This window comes from Kitasatospora sp. NPDC018619, assembly GCF_044391605.1.
Taxonomy (GTDB): Bacteria; Actinomycetota; Actinomycetes; order Streptomycetales; family Streptomycetaceae; genus Kitasatospora.
On record NZ_JBISAI010000027.1, the window covers coordinates 79,486 to 90,406 of the forward strand.

A 10,921-nucleotide genomic window follows, 5' to 3' on the forward strand; every position below is an offset into this window, starting at 1 on the left:
GGGCGGGCTGGGATGCCGCAAGCCTACGCACAACGCACCCGCGAAGCCCGTCCCCCGCACACCGGAGCGTCACGCGCCGTCCCCCGCACGGGGATCGGCGCGTGCGGCACCCCGATCCGCCTACTCGGCGAAGTGGTCCCAGCCGCCGACCCGGTCCCAGGGGGCGCCGTCCACCGTCACCCGGCCGCTGCGGCTGCCCGTCGGACGGCCGGTCACCTCACCCACCACCCGCCAGCGGGAGGGGAGTTGGACCCCGCGCGGGAAGGTCGCCACGATCGCGTGGTCCTCGCCGCCGGAGAGCACCCAGACCAGCGGGTCCACCCCGACCGCCTGGCCGATGTCGGCCATCTGCGCCGGGACGTCGAAGTCGGCGGCCCTGAGGTCGATGTCCACCTCGCTGGCCCGGGCCACGTGGCCGAGGTCGGCGACCAGCCCGTCGCTGACGTCGACCATCGCGGTCGCGCCCAGGTCGGCCGCCGCCGGGCCGGCGTGGTACGGCGGTTCGGGCCGGCGGTGCGCCTCGACGAAGGCCCGCGGGGAGCGGAAGCCGCGCTGGAGCACGGTGAGACCGGCCGCCGACCAGCCGAGCCAGCCGCAGACCGCGACCAGGTCGCCGACCTGCGCGCCGGCGCGGGTCACCGCCGCACGCCCCTGGAGGTCGCCGAGCGCCGTGATGGCCAGCGTCACGGTGTCCCCGCGCACCACGTCGCCGCCAACCACCGTCGCCCCGGCCACCTGGCACTCGTCGCGCAGCCCGTCCATCAACTCGGTGGCCCAGGTGGTCGGCAGGTCGGCGGGGGCGACCAGGCCGAGCAGGATGGCGGTGGGCACCGCCCCCATCGCGGCCACGTCGGCGAGGTTCTGGGCGGCGGCCTTGCGGCCCACGTCGTAGGCGGTGGACCAGTCCCGGCGGAAGTGCCGGTTCTCGATCAGGACGTCCGTGGTCGCCACCACCCGGCCGTCCGGAGCCCGCACCACCGCGGCGTCGTCCCCCGGACCGAGGTCGACGGCATCGGTGAGCGGCACCCGGGCGGTCAGCTCCCTGATGAGGCCGAACTCGCCGAGCTCGCCCACGGTCCCCTGCATCTGCCGTCCTCTCGCGTTTCCATCCGGTTCGGTCCCCGTCGCGCTCCCCCGCGCGCAGCGTACGCCCTTCCGGGGGCCCGGGGTCTCCCCTCCCCGGCCCGCAGCGCGGTAGCGTGGTGATCAGACTGCCGGTGAGCCCATCCACCCACGCGCCTGACCGGGCGATCACGGCGGCGATCCCCCTCTACCGGCCGCCGGGAGGTCCCCGTGGTACAGGCATACATCCTGATCCAGACCGAGGTTGGGAAGGCCACCGCGGTGGCCCGGACCATCTCCGAGGTCCCCGGCGTGCTGACCGCCGAGGACGTCACCGGTCCGTACGACGTGATCGTCAAGGCCGAGGCCGAGACGGTGGACGAGCTGGGCCGCATGGTGGTCGCCCGGGTCCAGAAGGTCGAGGGCATCACCCGCACCCTCACCTGTCCGGTGGTGCACCTGTAGCGGGAGCCGGGTCCACCGGCACGTCCCGGGCGCCGGGGCCCCGGTTACCATCGGCGGGTGGCCAGAGAACTGCGCGTCCCCGAGGCGCTGACCGCCCTGCCGGCCCCGGTCCGCTGGCTGGCCCTGCCCGTCGCCCTGGCCTGCACGGTCGTGGTGCTGGTGGGCAGCTGGGGCCCGGCCGACCCGAAGGTCGAGGTCCCGCGGCCGACCGGCCGGGCCGCCGAGTACTGCCGCTCGCTCGCCGCCGCGCTGCCCGCCGAGCTGCTCGGCAGGGGCCGCCGGGACCCGTCACCCGCCTCGCCGTACGTGGCCGCCTGGGGCGAGTCGCCCCGGACGGTGCTGCGCTGCGGCATCGACCGGCCGGAGGAGCTGGACGGCGACCACGCCGCGGACTGGTCCCCGAGCGTCGACGACGTCACCTGGTGGTCGCAGAAGCTCCCCGGCGGCGGCTACCGCTTCGTGACGACCATGCGCGCCGCCTACGTCGAGGTGACCGTCCCGGAGGGGGCCGCGCGCAACCCCTTCGACCCGGCGGCCGCCCTGAGCGGCGCGGTCAGGGCCACCGTCCCGGGCTGAGCCGCCCGCACGGGCCGCGGGAGCCGGCCGCGGGGCGGGCCGGGAAGCTCCCGGCCCGCCCCCGGCCCCGGTGTCAGCGCAGCCCGGTCGAACGCCGCAGCGCCGTGCCGAGCAGCCGGTCGATCAGCTCCGGGTACGGGACCCCGCTGGCCTCCCACATCTTCGGGTAGGCCGAGATCGGGGTGAAGCCGGGCATGGTGTTGATCTCGTTGATCATCCAGGTGCCGTCCTCCAGCAGGAAGAAGTCCACCCGGGCCAGGCCCTCGCAGCCGAGCGCCTCGAAGGCCTCGACCGCCTGGCGCTGGATCTCCGCGAGCTCGTCGGCGGTCAGGTCCGCCGGGATCCGCACGTCCGAGGAGTCGATGTACTTGGCCTCGAAGTCGTAGAAGTCGAAGCCCTCGCCGACCAGGATCTCGCCGGCCACGCTCGCCCGCGGGCCGTCCTCGAACTCCAGCACGCCGCACTCGATCTCGCGGCCGGTGACGCCCGCCTCGATGATCAGCTTCGGGTCGTGCCGGCGGGCCTCCTCGATCGCGGCGTCGAGGTCGGCGGGGTCCTTCACCTTGGTGATGCCGATGCTGGAACCGGCCCGGCAGGGCTTCACGAACACCGGCAGGCCCAGCTCGGCGGCCCGCTCGCGGACGGCCGCGCGGCCCTCCTCGGACTCCCACTCGCGCGGCCGCACGATGGTGTAGCGGCCGACCTCCAGGCCGTGCGAGGCCAGGATCCGCTTGGCGAACTCCTTGTCCATGCCGGCCGCGCTCGCCAGCACGCCGTTGCCCACGTACGGGACGCCGGAGAGCTCCAGCAGGCCCTGGAGCGTGCCGTCCTCGCCCCACGGGCCGTGCAGCAGCGGGAACACCACGTCGACCTCGCCGAGCGCCTTGGGGGCGCTGCCCGGCTCGGTCAGGAGCACCTCGCGGCTGCCCGGGGCGACCGGCAGCGCGACCTGGCCGTCCACGCCCTCGGCGACGTGCGCCACGTCCGGCAGCCGCCCGTCGGCGATGGCCATCCGGGCCGGCTCGTCGCTGGTCAGCGCCCAGCGGCCCTCGTGCGTGATGCCGATCGGCAGCACGTCGTACTTGTCGCGGTCGATCGCCCTGAGCACGCTGCCCGCGGTGGAGACCGAGATCGCGTGCTCGGAGCTGCGCCCGCCGAAGACCAGCGCGACGCGCGGCTTCCGGTCGGGCCGGTTCGGGGAGGACTGTTCGATGCTCATATCGGGCTTGAGACTACCGTGCGAGGCCCCGCCGGACGGCGAGCGGCACCGCCGCGGGCGGCACCGCGGTGCTCAGCGCCGCTCCGCCTTCGCCGAACGCGACATCAGCGCCCGGAGCGCCTCCTGGGTCGGCCGCCCGTTGTGCACCACGTCCACCACGGCCTCCACGATCGGCATGTCGACCCCGCTGCGCCGGGCCAGGTCCAGCACCGACTCGCAGGACTTGACGCCCTCGGCGGTCTGCCGGGTGGCCGCGATGGTCTCCTCCAGCGACATGCCCCGGCCCAGGTTCATGCCGAAGGTGTTGTTGCGCGACAGCGGCGAGGAGCAGGTGGCCACCAGGTCGCCCATCCCGGCGAGGCCGGCGAAGGTGTGCGGGTCCGCGCCCAGCACCTCGCCGAGCCGGGTGGTCTCGGCCAGCCCGCGGGTGATCAGCGTCGCCTTGGTGTTGTCGCCCAGCCCCATGCCGGCCGCCATGCCGACCGCCAGGCCGATCACGTTCTTGACCGCGCCGCCGAGCTCGCAGCCCACCACGTCGGTGTTGGTGTACGGCCGGAAGTACGGCGTGTGGCAGGCCGCCTGGAGCCGCTTGGCGACCGCCTCGTCGGAGCAGGCGACCACGCTGGCGGCCGGCTGCCGGTTGGCGATCTCCTTGGCCAGGTTGGGCCCGCTGACCACCGCGACGCGCGCCGGACCGACCCCGGTGACCTCGTCGATCACCTCGCTCATCCGCTTGGCGGTGCCGAGTTCGATGCCCTTCATCAGGCTCACCAGCACGGTCTGCGGCTCGATCAGCGGCGTCCAGGCCGCCAGGTTGTCGCGCAGCGTCTGCGAGGGCACCACCAGCACCGCGAAGTCGGCGCCGGCCAGCGCCTCGGCGGCGTCGGTGGTGGCCCGCACGGTGTCCGGCAGCCGGACGCCCGGCAGGTAGTCCGGGTTCTCGTGGGTGGAGTTGACGGCGTCCACCAGCTCCTGGCGGCGGGCCCAGAGCACGACCTCGCAGCCCGCGTCGGCGAGCACCATCGCGAACGCGGTGCCCCAGGAGCCGGTCCCCATCACGGCGCAGCGGGTCACCGGCCGGCCTCCTCGGTGCCCTTGCCCTGCTCGCCCTTGGCGCGCCGGCGCTCGGCCAGCGCGGCCGCGGCGCGCGCCCGGGCGGCCTTGCGCATGTCGTAGCGCTCGGCCGGCGGCTCCTCGCCCCGGACCTCGGCCAGCACGGCGGTGATCGCCGTCATGATGTCCTCGGTCGCGTCGGCGAGCACCTGCGCGGTGAGCTCCTGGCCCCGGTAGCGGCTCAGGTCCACCGGCGGCCCGGCCGCCACGGTGACCCTGTGCCGCGGGAACAGGTTGAACCGGCCCTTGCCGAAACCCGGCCGGCCGTACGGCGGGATGATCTCGTGGGCCCCCCAGTGCGCGACCGGGATGACCGGCGCGCCGGTCATCAGCGCGACCCGGGCGACCCCGCTCTTGCCGGTCATCGGCCACAGGTCCGGATCCCGGGTGAGCGTGCCCTCCGGGTAGAACTGCACGCACTGGCCGCCGTTGACGGCGTCGATCGCGGCCCGGAACGCCTGCGCGGCGTCGGTGGACTCGCGGAACACCGGGATCTGGCCGGTCTTGCGCAGCATGAATCCGATGAAGGGGATCGAGAACAGCGAGGACTTGCCGAGAATGCGCGGCGGGCGTCCGCTGTTGTACTGCCAGTGCGCGTAGATCACCGGGTCGATGATCGAATTGTGGTTCACCGCGGCGATGAAGCCGCCGGTCTTCGGAATGTGCTCCCAGCCCCGCCAGTCGGGCTTCACCAGGGCGGTCGTCACCGGCTTCACCAGCACGGCCGCGAAGCGGTACCAGATGCCGTAGTCGGCATTGCCGAACTTGGCGTACGAGCGGCGGGCCACCCCAGCTCCTTCTCATCCGACGCGGCACGGATTACCGCGGTCATGGCGTCCCGGTGCCGCGCACCGTTTCCGCCGGTGCCCGGGCCACGGGCGCGGAACAGTGTCGCCCGCCCGCTCACCGGCTGTCGAGCGGCCGCGCCAACCCGCCCGGCGGGCGTGATCAAACGCACGTCCGCACAGCTCGGACGGCCTGGCGAGGGCTCCGGTACCGGCGCCACAATGGCGCCGGTGACCCAGGACACCGTACGCCCCAGTGGGCCCGTCGCGCCCCCCGCACCCACGGCCGGCTGGTCGCTGGTGCTCCCGCTCAAGCCGCTGGCCCTGGCGAAGAGCAGACTGGCCCCGTACGCCGGCCCGCACCGGGCCGACCTGGCACTGTCCTTCGCCCTGGACACCGTCGCCGCCGCGCTGTCCACCCCGGGCGTCGGCCGGGTGCTGGTGGTCACCCCGGACGCCGCGGCCGGTGCCCGGCTGGCCGCGCTCGGTGCCCTGGTGGTCGCCGACGAGCCCGGCGGCGGCCTGAACGGGGCGCTGGCGCACGGCGCCGCGGCAGCCCTGACGCTCGCCCCGCGGGCGCCGTTGGCGGCGCTCTCCGCGGACCTCCCGGCGCTGCGCCCGGCCGAACTGGCCCGGGTGCTGGGCGCCGTCCCGCCGGACGGCCGGGCCTTCCTGCCGGACTCCCCCGGCCTCGGCACCACCCTGCTCGCCTGCTCCCCGGGCCACCCGCTCGCCCCGGCGTTCGGGGAGAGCTCGCGGGCCCGGCACGCGGCCGGCGGGGCGCTCGAACTGCGCCTCGCGGACGTGGAGTCGGTGCGCCGGGACGTGGACACCGGGACGGACCTCGGCGAGGCGGCGGCGCTCGGCCTCGGCCCGCACACCAGCGCGCTGTTCGCCCGTCTGAACCTGTCCTGAAGCCGCGCCAGGCCCCGCGCCGGGCCGCACGCCGGGCCGCACGCCGGTCCTCCGCGGCGTCGGCCTGCTCCCGGGCCCGGGCCGGCCCGCTCGCTATGCTGCTCGCATGCAGGCCACCGCGTTCACCTTCGACCCCGCCACCCGGGCCGGCTCCGTGCTGCTCGACGACGGGACCCCGGTGCCGTTCGACGCGGCCGCCTTCGACGCCGGCGGCCTGCGGCTGCTGCGCCCCGGGCAGCGGGTGCGGATCCGCACCGAGGGCGCCGGGGAGGCCCGCCGGGTGGTCTTCGTGACGCTCCAGACCTTCCCGGACCCGGCCGAGGGCTGACCGCCCCGCACCGGCCCCCTCTGCGCACCCCGTCCCCGCGCCGCCGCGCCGCCCGGGAACGCCTCGCGCCGACGCACGCCGTCGATTCCTGACTAAGCGCCCGGAAATCGAAAGAGCCGCGGCGACCTGTTCCGTGAATTCACGGGAGGGGGTGCCGCGGCTCTGGGCCGAAGGCCGTCCGAAGACGGTCGCGCGGGACTTACTTGGCAGAGGTCTTGCGCGCGGTGGTCTTGCGGGTGGCGGTCTTCTTCGCCGGCGCCGTCTTCTTGGCCGTGGCGGCCGCCTTCTTGGCGGTGGCCGTGGTCTTCTTGGCGGCGGCCGTGGTGGTCGCCTTCTTCGCGGCGGCCGTCTTCTTGGTCGCGGCAGCCTTGGTCGCCGTCGCCGTGGTCTTCTTGGCGGCGGTGGTCTTGGCGGGCGTCGTCTTCGCGGCGGTCGTCTTCGCGGCGGTGGTCTTCGCAGCGGACTTCTTGGCGGTCGCCGTGGTCTTCTTGGCGGCGGCCGTGGGGGCGGCCTTCTTGGCGGCGGCCGTGGTCGCCGTCTTCTTGGTGGCGGCCTTCTTGGCGGCCGGGGCGGCGGCAGCGGCGGCGGAGCGCTTGGTCGCGGCCCGCTTGGCGGCCGGGGTGGCGGCCACGCCGCTCTTGCCCGGGGTGAGGGAGCCCTTGGGGGCCTTCTTCACCGAGGGGCCCTCCTTCGGCAGCTTCTTGCTGCCGCTGACCAGGTCCTTGAAGCCCTGGCCCGGACGGAAGCGCGGGACGGAGGTCTTCTTGACCTTGACCCGCTCGCCGGTCTGCGGGTTGCGGGCGAAGCGCGCGGAGCGCTCCACCTTCTCGAAGGTGCCGAACCCGGTGACCGAGACCCGGTCACCGGCCACAACGGCACGGACCATGGTGTCGAGCACTGCGTCGACGGCCTCTGCGGCAGCCTTGCGACCGCCCAGCTGCTCGGCCACCGCTTCGACAAGCTGAGCCTTGTTCACGTCTTCCCCTTCGGAAACGGGCGCCGGATGATTCCATCCGTTCTTTTCGCACGTTAGGTATGTATCTGCGGACTTTCAATTACCAAACGCGCGAATCACCCTAGTGTCGCAATGGATTTGCGCGTCGGCGACCTCAGTCGAGCGGCGGGGGCCCCTCGTCGAGGTCATGTACAAAGCGACTCAACCGCCTTGCCGCCTCCGGCAGATCGCGCTTGGCGGTCTCGGTGACGATGAGGAGTTGACGGGTGAGAGCGGTCTTTGCATCGGCAGACACGTTCAGCGCATGCACGCGGGCGTGAGCTTGCTTCAACCGCTCGGCCACGAGCGCGTAGAGCGCTGCGACTTCCTGGTCGTCCGGCCCCTCAGCTGGTGCGGAGGAGACGTCCGGCCGGTCGTCAATTCGGCGTTCGGATGGCCGGCCCATGGAGTCCTCAGCCGCGGGTTCGCCGCCCGCGTACGGAGGTTCATGGTGCCGGTGCATGTACTGATTGTGCCATCTACCCGCAGTTGTACTTGCGCGGGCCCCTCTCCCGCAAAGCCAAATGGGCAATCCGGGGCGGGCCGCGGCGCTAACTCGTGCTCCGGAACGACGGATGGCCCGGCCCCCCCGAGGGGAGCGCGGGCCATCCGGCGGATCGTCAGAATGCTTGTTCTGAGGGGAACTCAGGCGACCGGCAGAGTACGGGGCTTGAAGGCCGGGCGGGTCGCTTCGAAGGCCGCGATGTCGGCCTCGTTCCGCAGGGTGATGCTGATGTCGTCCAGGCCGTTGAGCAGCCGCCACCGGACGTTGTCGTCCAGTTCGAAGGCCGCCGTGACACCCTCGGCGCGCACCTCGCGGGCCTCCAGGTCGACGGTGATCTCGGCCGAGGGGTCACTCTCCGTGAGCACCCAGAGCCGCTCCACGGTCTCCTGCGGGAGGACGACCGTCAGCAGGCCGTTCTTCAGGGAGTTGCCCCGGAAGATGTCGGCGAAGCGGGAGGAGATGACCGCGTGGAAGCCGTGGTTCTGGAGCGCCCAGACGGCGTGCTCCCGGGAGGAGCCGGTGCCGAACTCGGGGCCGGCCACCAGGACCGTGGCGCCCTGGCGCTCGGGCCGGTTGAGGATGAACGACTCGTCCTTGCGCCAGGCTTCGAACAGGCCGTCCTCGAAACCGGATCGGGTGACCTTCTTGAGCCAGTGGGCGGGGATGATCTGGTCGGTATCCACGTTGCTGCGGCGCAGCGGGACGGCCCGGCCGGTGTGGGTGGTGAACTTCTCCATGGCTCAGGCCTCCACGGCAGCGACGTCGGCGGTCAGGTCGGAGGGGGCGGCGAGGCGGCCCAGGACGGCGGTCGCCGCGGCGACCTGCGGGGAGACCAGGTGGGTGCGGCCGCCCTTGCCCTGCCGGCCCTCGAAGTTGCGGTTCGAGGTGGAGGCGCAGCGCTCCCCCGGGGCGAGCTGGTCGGGGTTCATGCCCAGGCACATCGAGCAGCCCGCGTGGCGCCACTCGGCGCCGGCCGCGGTGAACACCTTGTCCAGCCCCTCCTCGACGGCCTGGAGCGCGACCCGGACGGACCCGGGGACGACCAGCATCCGTACGCCGTCGGCGATCCGGCGGCCCTCCAGGACGGCGGCGGCCGCCCGCAGGTCCTCGATCCGGCCGTTGGTGCAGGAGCCGACGAAGACGGCGTCGACCTTCACCTCGCGCAGCGGGGTGCCGGCCGCCAGGCCCATGTACGCCAGGGCGTTCTCGGCGGCCAGGCGCTCCTGCGGGTCGGCGAAGGAGGCCGGGTCCGGCACGTGCGAGCCCAGCGGGGCGCCCTGGCCGGGGTTGGTGCCCCAGGTGACGAACGGGGTCAGCTCGCTCGCGTCGATGAAGATCTCGTGGTCGAAGACCGCGTCCTCGTCGGTGCCCAGGGTCTTCCAGTACGCGACGGCGGCGTCCCAGTCCTCGCCCCGCGGGGCGTGCGGGCGGCCTTCCAGGTAGGCGAAGGTGGTCTCGTCCGGGGCGATCATGCCGGCCCGGGCGCCGGCCTCGATCGACATGTTGCAGATGGTCATCCGGGCCTCCATGGACAGGCTCCGGATCGCCGAACCGCGGTACTCCAGGACGTAGCCCTGGCCGCCGCCGGTACCGATCCTCGCGATGACGGCCAGGATCAGGTCCTTGGCGGTGACGCCCTCGGGCAGCTCGCCCTCGACGGTGACCGCCATGGTCCGGAACGGCGCCAGCGGCAGGGTCTGGGTGGCCAGCACGTGCTCGACCTGGCTGGTGCCGATGCCGAACGCCAGCGCGCCGAAGGCGCCGTGGGTCGAGGTGTGGGAGTCGCCGCAGACCACGGTCATGCCGGGCTGGGTCAGGCCGAGCTGCGGGCCGACGACGTGCACGACGCCCTGTTCGACGTCGCCGAGCGAGTGGATCCGGACGCCGAACTCGGCGGCGTTCCGGCGCAGGGTCTCCAGCTGCACCTTGGAGACCGGGTCGGCGATCGGCTTGTCGATGTCCAGGGTGGGGGTGTTGTGGTCCTCCGTGGCGATCGTCAGATCGGTCCGGCGGACGGTACGGCCGGCCAGCCGCAGCCCGTCGAAGGCCTGCGGGCTGGTGACCTCGTGGAGCAGGTGCAGGTCGATGAAGAGGAGGTCGGGTTCGCCCTCCGCGCGCCGCACGACGTGGTCGTCCCAGACCTTCTCTGCGAGTGTCCGTCCCATCGGATTCCCTCCAGCCGGCCGCGTTGCCGGCCTTCTCGTGTCGTCGAGGTCAAAGCGTGTGCGCCGCCCTGAGACTCCCGGGGCCGCTCCCGTCCAGGGTGGCGCTTTTCGCCGGAGATTGAACTTGTGTCTCGCCCAGTGAGATCGCGGTCTTAGCGCATGGACATCCCCGGCCCCGCCCGACGGCCCGGGCGGGCCCCCTCCGGACACCCTCGGCGAGCCCCCTCCGGTCCGCGCCGGACGGCGCCCTCCGACGGCCGCCCGGAACGCCGGAAGGGCCCCGTCCGGCGCGGACGGGGCCCTTCCGAGGGGCCTGCGGGGAGCTTTCGACGCACAACGCAAAAAAGCCCCGGAAACCGGGGCTTTTCCATTCTCTGGCTGGGGTACCAGGACTCGAACCTAGACTAAGTGAACCAGAATCACTCGTGCTGCCAATTACACCATACCCCAACACAAAGCAAGGGCCGATGGGCGAGCCCACCGGCTTCCTGCTCTGAAGTACCCCCGACCGGATTCGAACCGGCGCTACTGCCGTGAGAGGGCAGCGTGCTAGGCCGCTACACAACGGGGGCTTCCTGGTGGTCCCTCGCGGGACCGGTAGATCCCTTGCGGGATCCGTACCCCCGACCGGATTCGAACCGGCGCTACTGCCGTGAGAGGGCAGCGTGCTAGGCCGCTACACAACGGGGGCTTTCCAGGTGGTCCCTCGCGGGACCGGTAGATCCCTTGCGGGATCCGTACCCCCGACCGGATTCGAACCGGCGCTACTGCCGTGAGAGGGCAGCGTGCTAGGC

General features: G+C 73.2%; 12 protein-coding genes and 4 tRNA genes (1 of these 16 cut by a window edge). 4 read left to right on the forward strand and 12 right to left on the reverse strand.

Annotated features, from left to right (window positions below):
• Positions 1-120 precede the first annotated feature (120 nt).
• Positions 121-1,086, reverse strand: coding sequence for a thiamine-phosphate kinase (locus ACH5AR_RS30785; RefSeq protein ID WP_396304809.1), 966 nt, complete (start codon positions 1,084-1,086; stop codon positions 121-123).
• A 207-nt stretch (positions 1,087-1,293) separates the two neighbouring features.
• On the opposite strand from ACH5AR_RS30785, the gene ACH5AR_RS30790 reads away from it, so the two are divergent.
• Positions 1,294-1,527, forward strand: a complete 234-nt coding sequence (locus tag ACH5AR_RS30790) for an Lrp/AsnC family transcriptional regulator (protein WP_396304810.1) — start codon at positions 1,294-1,296, stop codon at positions 1,525-1,527.
• Between the two features lie 57 nt (positions 1,528-1,584).
• Positions 1,585-2,103 carry a DUF3515 family protein gene (locus ACH5AR_RS30795; RefSeq protein WP_396304811.1) on the forward strand — a complete coding sequence of 173 codons (519 nt, stop codon included), beginning with the start codon at positions 1,585-1,587 and terminating at the stop codon, positions 2,101-2,103.
• 73 nt (positions 2,104-2,176) lie between these two features.
• On the opposite strand, the gene ACH5AR_RS30800 is transcribed toward ACH5AR_RS30795, so the two are convergent.
• The 3 genes from ACH5AR_RS30800 to ACH5AR_RS30810 all read right to left on the reverse strand — a co-directional run bounded on the left by ACH5AR_RS30800 (position 2,177) and on the right by ACH5AR_RS30810 (position 5,223).
• A complete protein-coding gene (locus ACH5AR_RS30800) occupies positions 2,177-3,322 on the reverse strand; it encodes a D-alanine--D-alanine ligase family protein (protein ID WP_396304812.1) in 1,146 nt (381 codons plus the stop codon).
• Between the two features lie 72 nt (positions 3,323-3,394).
• Positions 3,395-4,378 (reverse strand): NAD(P)H-dependent glycerol-3-phosphate dehydrogenase, encoded by a 984-nt coding sequence (locus ACH5AR_RS30805; protein ID WP_396304824.1) that lies wholly within the window; start codon positions 4,376-4,378, stop codon positions 3,395-3,397.
• A gap of 14 nt (positions 4,379-4,392) precedes the next feature.
• Positions 4,393-5,223 (reverse strand): lysophospholipid acyltransferase family protein, encoded by an 831-nt coding sequence (locus tag ACH5AR_RS30810; protein ID WP_396304813.1) that lies wholly within the window; start codon positions 5,221-5,223, stop codon positions 4,393-4,395.
• A gap of 228 nt (positions 5,224-5,451) precedes the next feature.
• Here ACH5AR_RS30810 and cofC point away from each other — a divergent pair, with 228 nt between their 5' ends.
• Together cofC and ACH5AR_RS30820 are read left to right on the forward strand one after the other, a co-directional pair.
• The gene (cofC, locus tag ACH5AR_RS30815) at positions 5,452-6,135 is read left to right on the forward strand and encodes a 2-phospho-L-lactate guanylyltransferase (RefSeq protein WP_396304814.1); all 684 of its coding nucleotides are present in this window, start codon (positions 5,452-5,454) and stop codon (positions 6,133-6,135) included.
• A gap of 106 nt (positions 6,136-6,241) precedes the next feature.
• Positions 6,242-6,463, forward strand: coding sequence for a hypothetical protein (locus ACH5AR_RS30820; protein ID WP_189923473.1), 222 nt, complete (start codon positions 6,242-6,244; stop codon positions 6,461-6,463).
• A 199-nt stretch (positions 6,464-6,662) separates the two neighbouring features.
• On the opposite strand, the gene ACH5AR_RS30825 is transcribed toward ACH5AR_RS30820, so the two are convergent.
• The 8 genes from ACH5AR_RS30825 to ACH5AR_RS30860 form a co-directional block, all read right to left on the reverse strand.
• Positions 6,663-7,439 (reverse strand): HU family DNA-binding protein, encoded by a 777-nt coding sequence (locus tag ACH5AR_RS30825; protein ID WP_396304815.1) that lies wholly within the window; start codon positions 7,437-7,439, stop codon positions 6,663-6,665.
• A gap of 133 nt (positions 7,440-7,572) precedes the next feature.
• The gene (locus tag ACH5AR_RS30830; protein ID WP_396304816.1) at positions 7,573-7,920 is read right to left on the reverse strand and encodes a hypothetical protein; all 348 of its coding nucleotides are present in this window, start codon (positions 7,918-7,920) and stop codon (positions 7,573-7,575) included.
• 182 nt (positions 7,921-8,102) lie between these two features.
• On the reverse strand, positions 8,103-8,699 hold the full coding sequence (gene leuD / locus ACH5AR_RS30835) for a 3-isopropylmalate dehydratase small subunit (RefSeq protein ID WP_396304817.1): 597 nt from the start codon (positions 8,697-8,699) through the stop codon (positions 8,103-8,105).
• Positions 8,700-8,702: 3 nt separating this feature from the next.
• A complete protein-coding gene (leuC, locus tag ACH5AR_RS30840; protein ID WP_396304818.1) occupies positions 8,703-10,127 on the reverse strand; it encodes a 3-isopropylmalate dehydratase large subunit in 1,425 nt (474 codons plus the stop codon).
• A gap of 375 nt (positions 10,128-10,502) precedes the next feature.
• Positions 10,503-10,577, reverse strand: a tRNA-Gln gene (locus ACH5AR_RS30845).
• 49 nt (positions 10,578-10,626) lie between these two features.
• Positions 10,627-10,699, reverse strand: a tRNA-Glu gene (locus ACH5AR_RS30850).
• 46 nt (positions 10,700-10,745) lie between these two features.
• Positions 10,746-10,818 (reverse strand) — tRNA-Glu (locus tag ACH5AR_RS30855).
• A 47-nt stretch (positions 10,819-10,865) separates the two neighbouring features.
• Positions 10,866-10,921 (reverse strand) — tRNA-Glu (locus ACH5AR_RS30860) (it continues 117 nt past the right edge of the window).

Bases quoted from the DNA above. Each gene is read 5' to 3' on its own strand.
- ACH5AR_RS30800 (WP_396304812.1), bottom strand. From the start codon at position 3,322: ATGAGCATCGAACAGTCCTCCCCGAACCGGCCCGACCGGAAGCCGCGC.
- ACH5AR_RS30820 (WP_189923473.1), top strand. From the start codon at position 6,242: ATGCAGGCCACCGCGTTCACCTTCGACCCCGCCACCCGGGCCGGCTCC.
- leuD (WP_396304817.1), bottom strand. From the start codon at position 8,699: ATGGAGAAGTTCACCACCCACACCGGCCGGGCCGTCCCGCTGCGCCGC.
- leuC (WP_396304818.1), bottom strand. From the start codon at position 10,127: ATGGGACGGACACTCGCAGAGAAGGTCTGGGACGACCACGTCGTGCGG.
- ACH5AR_RS30785 (WP_396304809.1), bottom strand. From the start codon at position 1,086: ATGCAGGGGACCGTGGGCGAGCTCGGCGAGTTCGGCCTCATCAGGGAG.
- ACH5AR_RS30830 (WP_396304816.1), bottom strand. From the start codon at position 7,920: ATGCACCGGCACCATGAACCTCCGTACGCGGGCGGCGAACCCGCGGCT.
- ACH5AR_RS30805 (WP_396304824.1), bottom strand. From the start codon at position 4,378: ATGGGGACCGGCTCCTGGGGCACCGCGTTCGCGATGGTGCTCGCCGAC.